At 41.5% G+C, this 18,210-nt stretch carries 17 protein-coding genes; 16 read left to right on the forward strand and 1 reads right to left on the reverse strand.

All coding sequences use genetic code 11. From position 1 onward, the window contains the following. Positions 1-66 precede the first annotated feature (66 nt). From miaB to FCN25_RS05445, 6 genes are all read left to right on the forward strand, one after another. A complete protein-coding gene (miaB, locus tag FCN25_RS05420; protein ID WP_137222687.1) occupies positions 67-1,491 on the forward strand; it encodes a tRNA (N6-isopentenyl adenosine(37)-C2)-methylthiotransferase MiaB in 1,425 nt (474 codons plus the stop codon). A gap of 170 nt (positions 1,492-1,661) precedes the next feature. Further along, positions 1,662-2,720, forward strand: a complete 1,059-nt coding sequence (locus FCN25_RS05425) for a PhoH family protein (RefSeq protein ID WP_137222689.1) — start codon at positions 1,662-1,664, stop codon at positions 2,718-2,720. Further along, positions 2,720-3,193 (forward strand): rRNA maturation RNase YbeY, encoded by a 474-nt coding sequence (ybeY, locus tag FCN25_RS05430; protein WP_137222691.1) that lies wholly within the window; start codon positions 2,720-2,722, stop codon positions 3,191-3,193. The genes FCN25_RS05425 and ybeY overlap by 1 nt, the downstream gene beginning before the upstream one ends. 45 nt (positions 3,194-3,238) lie before the next feature. Further along, complete coding sequence (gene corC, locus FCN25_RS05435) at positions 3,239-4,117, forward strand: CNNM family magnesium/cobalt transport protein CorC (protein WP_137222693.1); 879 nt, start codon at positions 3,239-3,241, stop codon at positions 4,115-4,117. A 3-nt stretch (positions 4,118-4,120) separates the two neighbouring features. Further along, positions 4,121-5,683: an apolipoprotein N-acyltransferase gene (gene lnt / locus FCN25_RS05440; protein WP_137222695.1), complete on the forward strand. Its 1,563-nt coding sequence runs from the start codon at positions 4,121-4,123 to the stop codon at positions 5,681-5,683. A gap of 12 nt (positions 5,684-5,695) precedes the next feature. Continuing rightward, entirely contained in the window at positions 5,696-6,196 is a 501-nt protein-coding gene (locus FCN25_RS05445; RefSeq protein ID WP_137222697.1) for a type II secretion system protein, read from the forward strand. Positions 6,197-6,396: 200 nt separating this feature from the next. Here FCN25_RS05445 and FCN25_RS05450 read toward each other — a convergent pair whose 3' ends face one another. Next, on the reverse strand, positions 6,397-6,897 hold the full coding sequence (locus FCN25_RS05450) for a zinc ribbon-containing protein (protein WP_137222699.1): 501 nt from the start codon (positions 6,895-6,897) through the stop codon (positions 6,397-6,399). A gap of 119 nt (positions 6,898-7,016) precedes the next feature. On the opposite strand from FCN25_RS05450, the gene leuS reads away from it, so the two are divergent. From leuS to FCN25_RS05505, 10 genes are all read left to right on the forward strand, one after another. Then, positions 7,017-9,608, forward strand: coding sequence for a leucine--tRNA ligase (leuS, locus tag FCN25_RS05455; protein WP_137222701.1), 2,592 nt, complete (start codon positions 7,017-7,019; stop codon positions 9,606-9,608). Positions 9,609-9,758: 150 nt separating this feature from the next. Next, a complete protein-coding gene (lptE, locus tag FCN25_RS05460) occupies positions 9,759-10,253 on the forward strand; it encodes an LPS assembly lipoprotein LptE (RefSeq protein ID WP_137222703.1) in 495 nt (164 codons plus the stop codon). Then, positions 10,253-11,287, forward strand: a complete 1,035-nt coding sequence (holA, locus tag FCN25_RS05465) for a DNA polymerase III subunit delta (RefSeq protein ID WP_137222705.1) — start codon at positions 10,253-10,255, stop codon at positions 11,285-11,287. The genes lptE and holA overlap by 1 nt, the downstream gene beginning before the upstream one ends. 21 nt (positions 11,288-11,308) lie before the next feature. Beyond that, the gene (gene nadD / locus FCN25_RS05470) at positions 11,309-11,944 is read left to right on the forward strand and encodes a nicotinate-nucleotide adenylyltransferase (RefSeq protein WP_137222707.1); all 636 of its coding nucleotides are present in this window, start codon (positions 11,309-11,311) and stop codon (positions 11,942-11,944) included. 527 nt (positions 11,945-12,471) lie between these two features. Further along, positions 12,472-12,801, forward strand: a complete 330-nt coding sequence (gene rsfS / locus FCN25_RS05480) for a ribosome silencing factor (protein ID WP_137227336.1) — start codon at positions 12,472-12,474, stop codon at positions 12,799-12,801. Continuing rightward, positions 12,801-13,271 carry a 23S rRNA (pseudouridine(1915)-N(3))-methyltransferase RlmH gene (rlmH, locus tag FCN25_RS05485; protein WP_137222709.1) on the forward strand — a complete coding sequence of 157 codons (471 nt, stop codon included), beginning with the start codon at positions 12,801-12,803 and terminating at the stop codon, positions 13,269-13,271. The genes rsfS and rlmH overlap by 1 nt, the downstream gene beginning before the upstream one ends. 129 nt (positions 13,272-13,400) lie before the next feature. Then, entirely contained in the window at positions 13,401-15,257 is a 1,857-nt protein-coding gene (gene mrdA / locus FCN25_RS05490) for a penicillin-binding protein 2 (RefSeq protein WP_137222711.1), read from the forward strand. Beyond that, positions 15,254-16,360, forward strand: a complete 1,107-nt coding sequence (gene rodA / locus FCN25_RS05495) for a rod shape-determining protein RodA (protein ID WP_175405927.1) — start codon at positions 15,254-15,256, stop codon at positions 16,358-16,360. The genes mrdA and rodA overlap by 4 nt, the downstream gene beginning before the upstream one ends. A gap of 14 nt (positions 16,361-16,374) precedes the next feature. Next, positions 16,375-17,388, forward strand: a complete 1,014-nt coding sequence (gene mltB / locus FCN25_RS05500; protein ID WP_137222715.1) for a lytic murein transglycosylase B — start codon at positions 16,375-16,377, stop codon at positions 17,386-17,388. 103 nt (positions 17,389-17,491) lie between these two features. After that, positions 17,492-18,190 (forward strand): septal ring lytic transglycosylase RlpA family protein, encoded by a 699-nt coding sequence (locus FCN25_RS05505; RefSeq protein WP_368074078.1) that lies wholly within the window; start codon positions 17,492-17,494, stop codon positions 18,188-18,190. Positions 18,191-18,210 lie beyond the last annotated feature (20 nt).

The following is an 18,210-nucleotide window of genomic DNA, read 5'->3' on the forward strand; positions in this document are numbered from 1 at the left end:
GCCAGAGCGTCCGACAACAGGTAAAATGTCGCGCTATTTTTACTGTGGATTTACTGGCGAGCACTGATGAGTAAAAAACTTCATATTAAGACCTGGGGCTGTCAAATGAATGAGTATGACTCATCAAAGATGGCTGATTTATTAGACGACTATCAAGGATATACCTTGACCGAAGATGCGAGCGAAGCAGACGTACTGCTGCTTAATACTTGCTCTATTCGTGAAAAAGCACAGGAGAAAGTTTTCCATCAGCTAGGGCGTTGGAAATCTTTAAAAGATAAAAATCCTAATTTAATTATTGGTGTCGGCGGCTGCGTTGCCTCACAAGAAGGTAAAGCGATTAAAGATCGCGCTCAATGCGTTGATATTATCTTCGGTCCACAAACACTGCATCGCTTACCTGAGATGATTGAACAAATTCAACGCGGCGAAAAAGCCGTAATTGATATCAGCTTCCCAGAAATTGAAAAATTCGATCGCCTTCCTGAACCTCGCGCTGATGGTCCAACGGCATTTGTGTCTATTATGGAAGGTTGCAGTAAATACTGTTCTTTCTGCGTAGTGCCTTACACTCGCGGCGAAGAAGTCAGCCGTCCATTAGATGACGTCATTCTTGAAGTAGCTCAATTGGCTGCTCAAGGTGTGCGTGAAGTGAATTTATTAGGTCAAAACGTTAACGCATACCGTGGCGCAACCCACGACGATGAAATTTGTACCTTTGCAGAATTGCTACGCTTAATTGCATCAATCGACGGTATCGATCGTTTACGCTTTACTACCAGCCACCCAATTGAGTTTACTCAAGACATTATCGATGTGTACGAAGACACGCCTGAATTGGTGAGTTTCCTGCATTTACCGGTGCAATCGGGTTCAGATCGTATTTTAACCCAAATGAAACGCGGTCACATGGCGATTGAATACAAGTCGATTATTCGTCGTCTGCGTAAAGCTCGTCCTGATATTCAAATCAGCTCAGACTTTATTATTGGTTTTCCAGGTGAATCTAAAGAAGATTTTGCTGATACCATGAAACTGATTGAAGATGTCGCGTTTGATCACAGCTTTAGTTTTATCTATAGCGCTCGCCCAGGTACACCTGCGGCAGACTTGCCTGACAATGTCAGCGATGAGGAAAAGAAACAGCGTTTAGCTATTTTACAAGAACGTATTACTCAACAAGCAATGCGTTATAGCCGTCAAATGTTGGGCACTGTTCAACGCATTTTAGTTGAAGGTCCTTCGGTAAAGAATCCAATGGAACTTCGCGGTCGTACTGAAAACAGTCGTGTGGTTAACTTTGAAGCTGCCCACACCCACATCGGCAGTTTCGTTGATGTGAAAATTGTTGATGTTTATACCAACTCATTACGCGGTGAATTTGTTCGAGGTGAAGATGAAATGGATTTACGTCGCAGCTTACATCCGTCAGATATTATGGCTAAACACAAGCAAGATGATGCTTTAGGTGTAACCCACTTTAAGCCGTAATTGATGTTTGTAGTTTAAAAATAATTAAAGGCGGCTTGTCCGCCTTTAATTTTGCTTAAAATTAGTCATATCATGGTAATTCTATCCGGAGGCTCGTAAACTGTTATCATGAAGAAATAGCATTATATCGCTATTGTTTTGTTGTCCAATACCAAAACCTGGAGCCTTATTTGAGTACTAAAGTTACCACCATGAATTTGTATCTAGAACCTTCAGATACTCGTCGCCTCGCCTCCTTATGTGGCCCATTTGATGACAACATCAAACAACTTGAACGCCGCTTAGGTGTTGAGATTATCCATAAGAATAATCATTTCACTATTGTCGGTTTGCCACGTAATGCACTCAATACCAATAACTTGTTGCGTCAGTTATACATTGAAACCCAAACCGTAAAAGGCAGTACGCCGGACTTAGAACCCGAAATGGTTCATTTAGCCATTCAAGAAGCGATTAACCTTGAAGCACAACAAGATAATGACGACAGCGACGTTCATATCAAAACAAAGCGTGGCGTCATTAAGCCTCGTACACCCAATCAAAGTGTGTACATGCATAATATTACTCGTCATGACATCAGCTTTGGTATTGGCCCTGCCGGTACGGGTAAAACGTACCTTGCTGTTGCGGCGGCGGTTGATGCGTATGAACGTCAAGAAGTACGCCGTATTCTATTAACTCGTCCAGCGGTTGAGGCGGGTGAAAAACTCGGCTTTTTGCCGGGCGATTTAAGTCAAAAAGTCGACCCTTATCTACGCCCGCTCTATGATGCATTGTTTGAAATGATGGGTTTTGAGAAAGTTGAAAAACTGATTGAACGCGGCGTAATTGAAGTCGCCCCACTCGCCTATATGCGCGGTCGAACGCTCAATGATGCTTTTATTATTTTAGATGAAGCCCAAAATACCACCGTTGAACAAATGAAAATGTTTTTAACCCGTATTGGCTTTAATTCGCGAGCAGTGATCACGGGTGACATTACCCAGATCGATTTACCTCGTAGCCAAAAGTCTGGTTTGCGTCACGCCATAGAAGTATTGAGTGAGGTGCCAGAAATCAGTTTTAATTTCTTTATTGCACAAGACGTGGTTCGTCATCCTGTTGTGGCTAGAATTGTTGAAGCTTATGAAGCGTTTGAGCAACAAGAGCAAATTGAAAAAGCCATCAAAGAAAAAGCATATCAAGAGCGTGAGCAAAAACGTCAACAACAAAAAGAGGGCCTAGTTTAATGAGTCAACAAGGGATAAAACTAGATCTTGACCTGCAAATTGCAGTTGATGATAAGCTCAACTTACCTTCTAAAACTGAATTTGAAACTTGGGTACGTACTGCTATTGGTCAGACAATGCCTGAAGTTGAGTTAACCATTCGTCTTGTTGATATTACAGAAAGTCAGCAACTTAATTTAACTTATCGCGGTAAAGACAAACCCACCAATGTATTGTCGTTTCCGTTTGAAGCGCCACCAGAAGTTGAACTACCATTATTGGGCGATTTAGTTATTTGCGTTGAGGTTGTCGAACAAGAAGCCATTGAGCAAAATAAACCCCTAAATGCGCATTGGGCGCACATGGTCATACACGGCTGCTTGCATTTGCTAGGTTATGACCATATTATCGACCAAGAAGCCGATGAGATGGAGTCATTAGAGACCCAACTTGTTGAAGGCTTAGGCTTTACCGACCCCTATAAGGAAGCATAAATAAACTATTTATATCAAATAGATATACTTGTTTAAGTAAATATTATGAGTGACGATATCCCCCCGAGTACAAACGCCCACAAGAAGAGCTGGTTCGATAAGATTAACCAATTATTTCAGGGCGAACCTCAAAATCGCGAAGATTTAGTCGACGTAATCGCAGGTGCAGAAATGCGCGACCTCATTACAGAAGACACTCGCGAAATGATTAAAGGTGTATTAGAGGTTTCGGACCTTCGAGTGCGCGACATCATGATCCCAAGAGCGCAAATTGTTACCATCCAAATAGACTCGACTGTTGATGAATTTTTAGAAATCGTCATGGATTCAGGTCACTCTCGCTTCCCTGTTGTTAATGAAGATAAAGATCATATTGAAGGCATTTTACTGGCCAAAGATTTGATTAAATTCGGTTTTAAACAGTCAGATGAACCATTAACGCTTGCCCAAGTCATTCGACCTGCTGTTGTTGTACCAGAAAGCAAACGCGTCGATGTGCTACTTAAAGAATTTCGCTCGCAACGTTATCATATGGCGATTGTTGTCGATGAATATGGCGGCGTATCAGGCTTAGTGACCATCGAAGATATTCTCGAAGAAATTGTCGGTGAGATTGAAGATGAATTTGACCATAATTCTGTTGAAGACACTGAAATAAAAAAACTCAGTAACACCGTATTTATGGTGAAAGCACTCACTGAAATCGACGATTTCAATGAAGCTTGTGGTACCAACTTTAGTGATGAAGAATTCGATACTGTGGGTGGCATGGTGTCGCATGCATTTGGTCATCTACCTGAACGGAATGAAATTATTGTCATTAACAATATCGAGTTCAAAGTCATTAATGCAGATAACCGCCGATTAGTACAACTTCGTGTTAAACTTCCCGACCCTAATACCAGTGAAGAATTCGACGACTAAATCGTGCTAAAAACTCAATCTATATACTCACCTTTGAGTATTGCTCGTCTGGTGACAGCATTTATTGCTGGCGCCAGTACCGCATTATCATTTGCGCCTTATGAAATTTGGGCGGTATTTCCTTTAGCACTGGGCTTTGCCTTATGGCAAAGCCAAACATTAACCGCCAAACAAAATTTGTATTACTGGTTCAGTTTTGGCTTTGGTTGTTTTGCTATCGGCATTAGTTGGGTTCATGTCAGTATTGACACCTTTGGTGGTATGCCCATTGCGGTATCAATAAGCCTAATGGCACTGCTGGCACTCTATCTGGCTATTTACCCTGCTATTTGTGGGTATTTAGTCAGTAAACTATCACGTACATCTAAACACACCTTAAATCCTTACTTAACCTATCTGGGGCTATTCCCAGCATTATGGGTGCTCACAGAATGGTTACGAGGCTGGGTACTAACTGGTTTCCCTTGGATTTGGGCAGGCTATAGCCAAACATTGGGCCCACTTAGTGAGTTAGCCAGCTTTATTGGCGCCTTGGGTTTGAGCTTCGTGGTGGCATTAGTTGCAGGCTCATTAATGCTGTTAACCCAAAAACGCCTATTACCTGTATTAATTATATTGCCCGTCTTAACACTAAGTGCTTGGATTGCACCACAACTCAATCCAATTACTGCCTCAGGTAAATCGGTCAAGGTTGCATTAGTACAAGGTAATATTGCCCAAAGCATGAAATGGGAACCCGATGCACTGTGGCCAACCATGCTCAAGTACATGGATCTAACTCGCGAACAATTTGATGAAGCCTCTAGCGTCGATATTGTTATTTGGCCTGAAGCCGCAATCCCAGCACCGGAAGCCATGGTTGAAGACTTCCTAATGAATGCTAATCAAGTTGCCAATATCAACAATATGGCGATTATCAGCGGTATTATTAGCCACCAGCAAAATGATTTTTATAATTCACTCATCGTGTTAGGTAATTACCAACAGAAGCACCAACCGAGTGCTGATTATGTGGTTGATGGCAGTAATCAATTTAAAAAGCATCACTTATTGCCCATTGGTGAGTTTGTCCCGTTAGGCGATTTACTTCGCCCTATTGCACCATTTTTTAATTTGCCAATGTCATCATTCCAACGGGGTGACTACACGCAGCCTAATTTAACTGCCTTGGGTTACCATATTGCCCCCGCTATTTGTTACGAGATAGCCTTTCCTGAACAAGTCAGGGCAAGTGTCACAAACGAAACAGATTTACTTCTCACAGTTTCTAACGACGCTTGGTTTGGTGCCTCAAATGGGCCATTGCAGCATATGGAAATTGCCCAAATGCGTGCGATTGAAATGGGAAAACCATTACTCAGAGGAACCAATAACGGCATCACTGCGGTAGTTGACCCTCATGGGCGCATAACTGATGCGATCCCTCAATTTGAAACAGGAGTGCTTGTAACCAATATTCCGCTTTACCAAGGACAAACTTGGTTTAGAAAATTTGGCCAATCCCCCTTACTGATACTCTGTGGTTTACTCACACTTTTAGGCGTTAGAAACTACTTTCGTCGCTAAAGGAATTGTAATATGACGCAATCAACTCTACTTACCAGGCATTCACTTTCGCAAGGATTTACGTTAATTGAGTTGGTTGTGGTGATCATCATTTTAGCTATTCTAGCTGTTGTTGCTGCACCTAAGTTTATAGGCCTCAGTACTGAAGCAAGAGAAAGCACGCTATCTGGCGTGATGGCCAGTGTAAAAACAGCCAATAACCTAGTGTATGCCCGTTCACAAATGACCAGTTTTCAAGTGCAGCCTGTAACTAACCGAGACGATTTAATCGATGTTGATCTCGACAATGATGGTGTCTATGAAACGCGGTTAAAATGGGGCTATTTAGATAACACTGACATCGAAGAATGGATAAATCTTGATGATGTTTTTACCATTCAGTATCAAGGGATTGCGTTTACGTACATTGGCTATGATAAAGACGGTAATGGCCAAGTGGCTAACGATAATTGCTATTTTTTATACACTCAAGCCGCAAACGCTACCACCCCCCCCAATATCAAACAGTGTTGAGTGGCTGTTAATCGAAAAGTACTTTAGCGGATTTTAACTGAGTATTTAAAAATCAATTTTACTAATTTTTCTGTAAAATTAACGCTCCCCCCTGTAGAAAGTGGCATATAACAAAATAATCGGTAACAGAAGCGTTAGCTGCTATTACCGAAAATATGATTGTTACCCTAAATATATTTACCAAGTAACATGTTAATGAATTATGGCGTTAATGGCTCCCGAGAAAACTCATTAAAATCGCATTTAGGACAATTAGGAATAACCCCAGGAAAATTGATTTCCATTTGATGACCACATTTATTACAAGTCAGCTTACCTTGGTTAATAATTTCCCCAGACTTATAAACCCCATTATTTTTGAAATCTTGTAATATTTCGTGCCACTCCACTTGGCTACGATCGGTTATTTCGCTCAACCACTGCCATAATGTGTTCTCAATCCCAATTACCATTGGGCTATAACTCAAATCATCGGCATGTTCTTCATTTAGGAAGGCTTCAATGTCACGCTTTAAAAATTCTTCTACTAATGCGAGTTCTTCATCATCAGCATGAGATTTAAGTTTTACGAACTCCTTCCCCTGGGTCACGGCCTTAAACAAATCCTTAGCTGTTAATGAGTTATCCTCTTCAAACATGGCTTTAACCTGTTCGAATAGTGACTCATACAAGGCTAATAGTGCTGAACTTTTTCCACTCATAAGTAATACTCCTTAATACGCACCTTTTTAATAGGTCACTTCTAGTTTATTCTATGCAGTTATAAATCACGCTGTCGAGCGTTAGATCAAAAATAGGCGGCATAGCCGGAAATAGATTGATGCAAGAACAATATAATCCATCAGAAATTGAAGCCTTAGTGCAAAAGCACTGGCAAGAACATAAAACCTTTGAAGTCACTGAAGATGAAAGCAAAGAGAAATTCTATTGTCTTTCAATGTTTCCGTACCCTTCAGGTCGTCTCCACATGGGCCACGTTCGTAACTACACAATAGGCGATGTAGTGGCACGATATCAACGTTTGCAAGGTAAAAATGTTTTACAGCCAATTGGTTGGGACTCATTTGGTCTACCTGCAGAAAATGCTGCGATAAATAACAAGACTTCACCGGCACCGTGGACATACGAAAATATTGATTACATGAAGAACCAACTTAAGTTATTAGGGTTTGGTTATGACTGGAGTCGTGAAATCGCTACGTGTACCCCTGAGTACTATCGTTGGGAACAATGGTTCTTCACTCAGTTGTATGCCAAAGGTTTAGTGTACAAAAAAACTTCATCTGTAAACTGGTGTCCAAACGATGAAACTGTACTCGCAAACGAGCAAGTACAAGATGGTTGTTGCTGGCGCTGTGATACTCCAGTTATTCAAAAAGAAATTCCTCAGTGGTTTATTAAAATCACCGATTACGCTGAAGAATTACTTAACGACATCGACACGTTAGATGGCTGGCCTGAACAGGTTAAAGCCATGCAACGTAACTGGATTGGACGCAGTGAAGGCATTGAAATGACCTTTACTGTTGCAGACAGTGATGCCTCGTTTGATATCTACACCACTCGTCCGGATACCTTAATGGGTGTTACTTATGTTGCTATTGCAGCTGGTCACCCATTAGCTGAACAGTCTGCGCTGAACAATCCTGAATTAGCAGCATTTTTAGAAGAATGTAAAAATGCTGATACCACTGAAGCTGCCATGGCTTCTATGGAGAAAAAAGGCGTCGCAACTGGCTTACAGGCTATTCATCCTATTTCGGGCAAACTGGTACCTATTTGGGTCGCTAACTTTGTATTGATGAATTACGGCACTGGCGCGGTAATGTCAGTTCCAGCTCATGATCAACGTGATTATGAATTTGCGACTAAGTACAACCTTGCCATTGAAGCGGTCATTAAGCCGCTAGATAGCGAAGTAGATGTCAGCAAAGAAGCCTACACCGAAAAAGGTGTGGTGTTTAATTCGGGCGATGCATTCCCTGAGCTAGACGGCTTAGATTTTCAAGCCGCTTTTGAAGCTATTGATGCTAGATTAACCGCAGAAGGTAAAGGTAAACGCCAAGTCAATTATCGTTTACGCGATTGGGGTGTGTCTCGTCAGCGTTACTGGGGGGCTCCGATCCCTATGGTCACCCTTGCTGATGGCACTGTTGTACCAACGCCAGAAGATCAGCTACCAGTTATTTTGCCAGAAGATGTGGTAATGGACGGTATCCAAAGTCCAATTAAAGCCGATAAAGCTTGGGCTGAAACCACAGTCAACGGTCAGCCAGCAACCCGTGAAACAGATACCTTCGATACCTTCATGGAATCGTCTTGGTACTATGCGCGTTACTGTAGCCCTCATGCAGATGAAATGTTAGATCCAGCTAAAGCCAACTACTGGTTACCAGTAGATCAGTACATTGGCGGTATCGAACATGCTTGTATGCATTTGTTGTATTTCCGCTTTTTCCATAAGCTGCTGCGTGACGCAGGCATGGTCAACAGTGATGAGCCTGCAAAGCAATTGCTAACTCAAGGCATGGTATTAGCAGACGCTTACTACTACAGCAACGAAAAAGGTGCCCGTGTTTGGGTATCACCTTTAGAAGTGACTGTGGTAGAAAAAGACGACAAAGGCCGCATCATTAAAGCAATAGACAATCAAGGTCATGAACTGGTTTACACTGGTATGAGCAAGATGTCTAAATCGAAGAATAACGGTATCGACCCACAAGTCATGGTTGAAAAATACGGTGCAGATACCGTACGTTTATTCATGATGTTTGCCTCGCCACCAGAATTAACCCTGGAATGGCAAGAGTCTGGCGTTGAAGGAGCACATCGCTTCATTAAGCGCTTCTGGAAATTGGCTAGCGATCATGTTGCTGCAGGTAAAACTGAAGCATTAGATACCAGCAAACTAAACGCCAATCAAAAAGCTTTACGCCGTGAATTGCATAAGACAATCGCAAAAGTCAGTGATGATATTGCGCGTCGTCAAATGTTTAACACCGCAGTCGCTTCAGTAATGGAACTCATGAACCATTTGCTAAAAGCACCACAAGAAACCGCTCAAGACCGTGCATTACTTGACGAAGCTTTGTCTGCCGTTACACGTTTGCTTTACCCTATTGTTCCACACATGACATTTACGTTATGGCATGAATTGGGTAACGAAGGCAATATCGAAGACAGTCGTTGGCCAGAGGTTGATGAATCTGCTTTAGTTGAAGACAGCAAACTGATTGTGGTTCAAGTTAACGGTAAAGTACGTGCAAAAATCACTGTTGCTGCCGATGCATCAAAAGAAGATGTGGAAGCATTAGGCATGAGTGATGAACATGTACAAAAACACACTGAAGGGTTAACGATTCGTAAAGTAATTTACGTACCCGGTAAACTCCTCAGTATTGTGGCCAACTAAGTCAAACTTAAGTGCGATATAAAACAAGTTAGCTTTATATCGCATTAAGCCTTAACATTTAGCAATGACATAACTTACCGCGGATGACAAACTCTTCGGTAAGTTATTTATTTTTATCGATGCGAACCAACAAGGATGCCTACCCTCACTATGCTAGCCAAAAAGATTTGCTTGGCAATAATGACATTGGTAATACTCACCAGTGCTGGTTGCGGCTTTAAACTTCAACGTAGTTACTCCATTCCCGCTGAGTTAAATGAGTTACATCTAAGCAGCAACGATGAATACAGTGAATTAACTCGCCTAGTGCGTGACAGACTGCGCATCAACCGTATTAGCCTTGTCGATGCCACGGATAAAACACCAACTTTACGATTAATCAATGACTCGCTTGAGCGCGCTACGCTGTCATTGTATCCAACTGGAAATGTCGCAGAATATGAACTTATCTACTTAGTGCATTATTCAGTTACATTACCTAAAGAAGAACCGCAAGAATTTGATACTGAAATTCGCCGCGACTATCAAGACGATCCACGTACCGCATTAGCAAAAAGTCGTGAAATGGAATTGTTACTTAAAGAAATGCGAATTCAAGCAGCCGATTACATTATTCAAACTCTGGCGTCAATCGGGGCAGAGTAATGCGGGTTTATCCGGATCAGCTCAAACAGCATCTTAAACAGCTCCCTCAATGTGTTCTATTGTTTGGCGATGACCCTTGGTTAATCGAAAACAGCAAACAGCTCATTCTCAATGCCGCTAAAAAACAAGGGTTTGAAGAGCGGGTACAATTAAATCAAGAAACAGGATTTAATTGGGGCGATTTGATCCAAGAATGGCAAGCGATGAGCTTATTTTCCAGTCGACGCATTATTGAATTAACCCTGCCACAAGCTAAACCAGCAATGGAAGGAGCCTCAGCATTTCAAACGCTGTTGCAACATCCTAATCCAGATATGCTATTGATTGTTCAAGGACCAAAAGTCAGTGCAGAACAAACCAATAGCAAATGGTTTAAATCACTTGATGCCAAAGGCATATATTTACCTTGTACCACCCCAGAAGGCAGCCAGTTTGAACGCTGGTTAAACAGCCGAATAACACATTATGAGCTCACGGTTCATCATGATGCTAAAGCCATGTTATTTACGTTATTTGAAGGTAATTTACTGGCTGCTGAGCAAGCGATGCAATTATTACAATTACTCAGTCCTAAACAACATATTACGACTGAACAACTGAGTGAATATTTCGAAGACCAATCTCGGTTCAGCGTTTTTCAACTCTGTGATGCCATTTTAGGTAATCACCAAAAGCAAGCACAACACATGCTGGCGCAATTACAGGCCGAAGGCACCGCGATGCCAATTGTCATGTGGGCATTATTCAAAGAGATTAACTTACTACTCAGCCTAAAACTGGCGGTTCACAATGGTGAGCAACTCAGTAAATTATGGAGCCAACATCGAATTTGGGATAAACGTAAACCACTCTATCAGGCGGCAATAACACGATTGGATTTAGAACATATCGAACATATGCTTGCGTTTGCCTCTACGTTAGAATTAAATCTCAAACAAAAAGGGATTGATGATTGGGTTGGCATGAGCCATTTGTGCATTTTGTTTGATCCTCGAGCCCATAGCCGTTTAGCCCATATTGAATTATCTGACTAACGACCAAAATAAGGACAGCAAATGCGTATTGGTATTTTAGGCGGTACTTTCGATCCGATCCATTTAGGCCATATCAATCCCGCATTAGATGTAAAACAACAACTTAATTTAGACCAAGTTTGGTTAATGCCTAATCACATTCCACCTCATAAGAATACCACTGTGGTAAATAGTCATCATCGGCTTGAAATGGTGAAATTAGTTTGCCAGCAATACCCACAATTTAAACTGTGCGATATTGAAATCAATCGCAATACCCCGTCTTACAGCGTTACAACACTCACTTTATTGGCACAACAGTATCCAAATGATGAATTCTTTTTCATTATGGGAATGGACTCATTTATTCAATTACCACTCTGGCATCAATGGCAATCCTTGTTTGCTCTGTGTCATATCGCTTTGTGTCAACGTCCAGGTTGGAGTATGGATACTCATTCAGAAATGACCAAACAGCTATTATTAAGACAGGCTACGCCCGACTACCTTAACTCACCGACGCATACGAAATATGGAAAAATATTTTGCATCAACAGTAAGTTAACAGACATATCATCTAGTGAAATACGCGAAATGTTAGCACAAGGTCTCGACACTAGTTCAGTATTAACGCCAGCCACCATAGATTATATTCACCAACATAAGCTCTACTGTTAATACTCAAATAAATCCAATCGTTAATCCAACCATTCATATTTTTGCTTAAGTCAGCACCAATGCCAAAATTAATTCTACTTTTGTTTAGCAGTGCTTATACCAATCTCATTAAATATCTGCTCAGTTCAGAGTCACTCAGGTTTTTCAATTCAAGGCGCATTGATGTAGAAATGGTTGTTCCCTTTTAAATCGATGTAACACAGAAGTGGAATACCTGAGAGACTCCATTCTGGCGGGTTTCAAAGTCCTTTATCCTTCGTTAGATGCTTTCAAAATACGACTGCATGGTCTATTTTTTTCCATAAAAAATAAGACATTCCCACCCTCCATGGCGGTCAGATGCTGGAGGTAGAGTAACGCAGGAGCTCGTTACCGAGAATCACTATTCGCTTCAATCATCTGCCTTGCCTACAGCACTTTGAACTCCCGCTGAAAGATCACATATTTAATAGGATTGGTATTAATTGCGCATCAACAGTGAATTTGAGTATAATACTCCGTTAATTTTTACTTATGGGGTACTTCGAGTGCAAGGCACCGAACTAAAAGATTTTGTTATCGACAAAATCGAAGATTTAAAAGCAAAAAACATTACTGTTTTAGATGTATCTAAGCAGTCAACCATCACCGATACTATGATCATTTGTACTGGTACATCAAAAACACACGTTCGTTCTATTGGTGAACACGTCATCGTGTCTGCAAAAGACGCCGGAGTACAACCTCTTGGGGTTGAAGGCCGTGACAGCAGTGAATGGGTATTAGTTGATTTAGGGTCAGTTATTTTGCATGTAATGCAAGAACAAACTCGTGACTACTACGAGCTTGAAAAACTGTGGTCTGAACACAGCGCATAATGAAGCTACAGCTCATTGCCGTTGGCACCAAGATGCCCGATTGGGTAACCCGAGGCTTCGAAGAATACCAACGCCGTTTCCCTAGAGATATGGCTTTGGAACTCATCGAAATCCCAGCAGGGAAGCGCGGAAAAAATGCCGATATCGCCCGAATTTTACATAAGGAAGGCGAGTTAATGCTAGCGGCAGTAGCCAAAGGTAACCACATTGTCAGTTTAGATTTACCCGGCAAAAACTGGATAACCCCAGAACTTGCAGAGCAAATGACAAAGTGGCAACTCGATGGTAGAGATGTCAGCTTACTGATTGGTGGCCCAGAAGGACTTTCACCTGCTTGTAAAGAGGCGGCCAACCAAAGCTGGTGTTTATCAGCCCTCACCTTACCCCATCCTTTGGTTAGGGTTATTGTGGCAGAAAGCCTATACCGTGCTTGGAGTATCAACAACAATCATCCATATCACAGAGAATAAACTCAGTCGCATGAATAGCTAAACTTACCGATAATGATTATCATGCAACTCTTTTTTTCATATCCATCAGCTGATACAGTGACTTTTTATAATCCAACCTTTTATTGGGCAACGACGGGGATAGCATAAGTGCCGCCAAGAAAGCGCATTACCATGCATGATCACGCCGCAGAAGCAGCGCTATTCAAACGCCGTGCATTGTTCACTTTTGTCTGTGTATTCTTACTACTGTGCATATTATTTTCGAATCTTTATCACCTGCAAATTGTCTCTTATAAAGACTATGAAACTCGTTCGAATGACAACCGTATTCGTGTCGTCCCTACTGCGCCCAGCCGTGGCTTGATTTATGACCGCAATGGGGTGTTATTAGCCGAAAATCAGCCTTATTATTCTTTAGAACTTATTCCCGAAAAAGTCAGTGACATTACCGCTACCCTCGATGAGCTTAGTATCTTAATTAAACTCACTGAAGAGGAACGAGAAAGTATCACTGAAACCTTAAAGTTTCATCGTCGCTTTAAGCCATTAACCATTAAAAGCAAATTAACCGAAGACCAAGTGGCTATTTTTAGTGTTAATCAATATAAATTTCCAGGGATTTATGTTGAAGCAGGACTTAAGCGTCGCTATCCCTATAGTGATTTAATGACTCACGTATTGGGATATGTCGGTAAAATTAATAGCCGAGATAAAAGCTTGCTTGAAAAAAACGGTCAATGGAAAAACTATGCCGCAACCAAAGACATTGGTAAGCTCGGTATCGAAAAATATTATGAAAGCCTACTCCACGGTATGCCAGGGCACCTCGAAGAAGAGGTTAATAACCGTGGTCGAGTGATCCGTACCCTCAAAGTGACCCTCCCGACACCAGGACAAGATATTTATCTCACACTGGATTTCAAATTACAGCAAAAAGCCATGGAACTACTTGATGGCCGCCGAGGGTCTGTCGTTGCTATTGACCCTAGAGATGGTGGTGTATTAGCAATGGTGTCAAGTCCAACATATGACCCCAATCCGTTTGTCTACGGTATTAGCTCTAAAGCTTATAATAAATTATTAAATGATAAATCACGGCCATTAATCAATCGTGCAACCCAAGGGCAATACTCTCCAGCATCCACTATCAAGCCTCACGTAGCGTTACTTGGTTTAGAAGAGAAAATCATTGACGAACGCACCCGAATTTGGGACCCAGGCTATTGGCAAATGCCAGGAGTAGATCGCAAATGGGGCGATTGGAAAAAATGGGGACACGGCTGGGTAGATATCTATCACGCCATTGTCGATTCCTGTGACATTTTCTTTTATGACCTAGTCTATAAAGTTGGCATTGATAGAATGGCAATCTTTATGGACCGTTTTGGTTTTGGTAAAAGTACTGGCATTGATATTTTTGAAGAATCAGATGGCGTTATGCCATCTCGAGACTGGAAAAGAATGCGTTACAACCAACCTTGGTATAACGGTGATACCATTTCGGTCGGTATTGGCCAAGGTTACTGGACAACAACACCATTACAACTTGCTAATGCAGTTACGATTATGGCGAATAAAGGCAAGCGCTTTACGCCTCATCTATTAAAATCATTTAAAAATAATACCGTCAAAATTAATGTCCCTATTGATGAGCAACCACCAATAGAACTTAAAAATCCTCATAACTGGGACATCATTAACGAAGCGATGCGTCAAACAGCCGATAAGTCGCGCTTTACCGATGCCACTTATACCGCCGCAATGAAAACCGGTACGGCACAGGTATTTAGTGTCGGCAAAGATGAAAAATATAATGCCAATACCATTGCAGAACACTTGCGCGACAATGCACTCGTTGTTGCTTATGCACCTTATGAAAACCCTCGTATTGTGTTAGCTGTCGTATTAGAAAATGCTGGTTGGGGTGGCGCTAATGCAGGTCCGCTAGCAAGAGCATTGCTCGATGAATATATATTACGAGACGAATGGGCGGTAAAACCGTGAATCATCATGCACATCAAAAATCGTTTTGGCAAAAAATACACATAGATTTGCCATTACTGACGGGCATCTTATTGCTAATGGGATTTGGTCTTTTTGTGATCTATTCTGCCAGTGGTGAAGATCCAGCAATGATGGAACGCCAACTCGTGCGTATGACTCTGTCACTGGGTGTCATGTTGTGTTTTGCCCAAATCAATCCAGAAATACTCAGACGTTGGGCATTTCCAATTTACCTAACCGGGATAGCGTTACTGGTAGGAGTGGAACTATTCGGCACCATTAATAAAGGCGCACAACGTTGGTTAAATCTTGGTTTTATGGAGTTTCAACCATCGGAACTCATCAAACTGGCTTTCCCTATCACCATGGCGTGGTATATCAGTAAATTTCCACTGCCCCCAAAAAAGCGTTATCTAGCGGGTGGAGTCATTATCCTACTAATCCCAACATTGCTCATTGCTAAACAACCCGACCTAGGCACCTCTATTTTAGTGGCTGCGTCCGGTGTATTCGTGCTGTTTCTCTCAGGCATGAGTTGGCTCATTGTGGGTGGCTTTGTTACTGCCATTTTGATCTTTTTGCCTATATTATGGTTTTTCTTGATGCACGATTATCAGCGCACTCGAGTATTAACACTGTTTAATCCTGAACAAGATCCTTTAGGTGCGGGTTATCATATTATCCAATCTAAAATTGCCATTGGTTCTGGTGGGTTATGGGGGAAAGGCTGGCTTGACGGCACTCAATCACAATTAGAATTTTTACCAGAGCGCCATACCGATTTTATTTTTGCGGTGATCGGTGAAGAGTTTGGCTTAGTCGGCAGTTTAGTGTTACTCACAATGTACTTATTTGTGATTGGCAGAGGATTGGTTATCGCATCTCGAGCCCAAACCAGTTTTGCACGCTTATTAGCCGGTAGTATTACCCTAACATTCTTCGTCTATATTTTTGTCAATATTGGCATGGTATCAGGCATTTTGCCCGTAGTAGGTGTACCTTTGCCACTGATAAGTTATGGTGGAACCTCGATGCTGACCTTAATGACAGGCTTTGGTATTTTAATGAGTATTCATACACACAGACGCTTTGTCGACAGATAGGACTAAGAATAACAATGACTAAAATAACCATTCAAATTGTCAGTTTTGCATTATTCATCAGTGCTTTTTTTGACGCCAATGCGATAACAGAAATAGACACTCAGGCCGCGAAAAAAGCATTTGTGGCCGCGCAAGTAAAACAAGGATTTAATCAACAACAAGTTGAACAATTCTTAGCATCATCTAATTTCGATCAAACGATTATAGACGCAATATCAAAACCCTGGGAAGCGAAACCTTGGTATCAATACTATCCGATTTTTTTAACCGAGAAACGTCTGCAAAAAGGACTTAAGTTCTGGCAGGAAAATGAGCAGGCAATAACTAACGCGGCTAAAAAGTTTAATGTTGACCCGCAAATTATCGTGGCCATTATTGGTATTGAAACATTTTATGGTAGTTATTTAGGTAATTATCGCGTCAAAGATGCCTTGTACACCCTGGGCTTTTATTACCCACCGCGATCAACCTTCTTTCGCAGTGAATATGCCAACTTAATGTCTTTAATTACAGAAGAAAAACTCGATGCAGACACCTTAAAAGGTTCATATGCAGGCGCAATGGGTTACGGTCAATTTATTCCATCAAGTTACCGTCATTATGCGGTCGATTTTGATGGCGACGGTCGACGAGATTTGTTAACCAGTAAAGTCGATGCTATTGGTAGTGTAGCCAATTACTTTCATCAACATGGTTGGCAAAAAGGTCAGCCTGTCGCATTATTACTTAATCACACATCAACCCAGGCGCCCAAGGCAAAAGTGTGGACTAAAGAAAAATTGCATTACAAGGTTTCTGACATTTTGAGCCCAAGCTTAAGCTTGGCCATTAACCAAGATATTGATGCATCACAAGCGGCGATGTTAATTAAACTCGACCAAGCAGAAAATGCTGAATATTGGCTAGGACTTAAAAACTTTTATGTGATCACTCGCTATAATCGTAGCCCATTGTATGCAATGGCGGTTTATCAGTTCAGTCAACAACTTAACGCTCATCATAAATCGGTAAATCAACATGACCATTAATTACCGTTTCATCTTGTTAATCATTTTCAGCAGTATATTCCTTATAAGCTGTTCGTCTAATGACGCAAAGACATCTCCTTCAGGCAAAAAAAGTCGCTATCAAATGGCTAATGACCGTTATCCTGATGATGCGCCAGATGTCAGTTTAGTTAAAAATGCTCAACCCAAATATGAGCCTTATAGCAGACAAGGTAATCGTGATTACACTGTATTAGGTAAAAGCTATAAAGTGCTAGATAGTGGGAAGGGGTTCAAAGAGCAAGGTAATGCATCATGGTATGGTTCAAAGTTTCATGGTCATTTAACCTCAAGTGGCGAAACTTACGACATGTACACTATGTCCGCAGCACATAAAAACTTACCCATACCAAGTTATGTCAAAGTCACCAATTTAGACAATAACAAGCAAATTATTGTTCGGGTAAATGACCGTGGACCGTTTCATCATGGCCGAGTGATAGACCTCTCTTATGCAGCGGCTTATCATTTAGGTATGCTCGCCAAAGGAACCGCTAAAGTAGCACTTGAGACCATTTATATTCCCTCTGCAGAAGCGCGAGCGATAAGTGACTTAGCGGACAACGAAAATCACTTTATTCAAGTCGCCGCATCTCAAAACATATTAAGTATCAATATGCTGGCAAAGCAACTAGAAACTCAATATGCGGTGACCTCTCGCGTCACCTCTATAAATGGTATGCACAGATTGCAATTGGGTCCTATTCGACAAATTCATCTTACCAATGAGTTGCTCGATCGTATTCAAGAAAATGGCTATCCGCAAAGCTTTATCGTACCGTAAGCAAAATATTGACCGAAAAG

The sequence above is a fragment of the Shewanella sp. MEBiC00475 genome (assembly GCF_005234075.1).
Classification (GTDB): Bacteria; Pseudomonadota; Gammaproteobacteria; order Enterobacterales; family Shewanellaceae; genus Shewanella; species Shewanella polaris.

Coding starts and splice junctions, on each gene's coding strand:
- leuS (WP_137222701.1), top strand. CDS start 7,017: ATGCAAGAACAATATAATCCATCAGAAATTGAAGCCTTAGTGCAAAAG.
- rlmH (WP_137222709.1), top strand. CDS start 12,801: ATGAAGCTACAGCTCATTGCCGTTGGCACCAAGATGCCCGATTGGGTA.
- mltB (WP_137222715.1), top strand. CDS start 16,375: ATGACTAAAATAACCATTCAAATTGTCAGTTTTGCATTATTCATCAGT.
- ybeY (WP_137222691.1), top strand. CDS start 2,720: ATGAGTCAACAAGGGATAAAACTAGATCTTGACCTGCAAATTGCAGTT.
- holA (WP_137222705.1), top strand. CDS start 10,253: ATGCGGGTTTATCCGGATCAGCTCAAACAGCATCTTAAACAGCTCCCT.
- nadD (WP_137222707.1), top strand. CDS start 11,309: ATGCGTATTGGTATTTTAGGCGGTACTTTCGATCCGATCCATTTAGGC.
- corC (WP_137222693.1), top strand. CDS start 3,239: ATGAGTGACGATATCCCCCCGAGTACAAACGCCCACAAGAAGAGCTGG.
- lptE (WP_137222703.1), top strand. CDS start 9,759: ATGCTAGCCAAAAAGATTTGCTTGGCAATAATGACATTGGTAATACTC.
- FCN25_RS05450 (WP_137222699.1), bottom strand. CDS start 6,897: ATGAGTGGAAAAAGTTCAGCACTATTAGCCTTGTATGAGTCACTATTC.
- FCN25_RS05445 (WP_137222697.1), top strand. CDS start 5,696: ATGACGCAATCAACTCTACTTACCAGGCATTCACTTTCGCAAGGATTT.
- miaB (WP_137222687.1), top strand. CDS start 67: ATGAGTAAAAAACTTCATATTAAGACCTGGGGCTGTCAAATGAATGAG.
- FCN25_RS05505 (WP_368074078.1), top strand. CDS start 17,492: ATGGCTAATGACCGTTATCCTGATGATGCGCCAGATGTCAGTTTAGTT.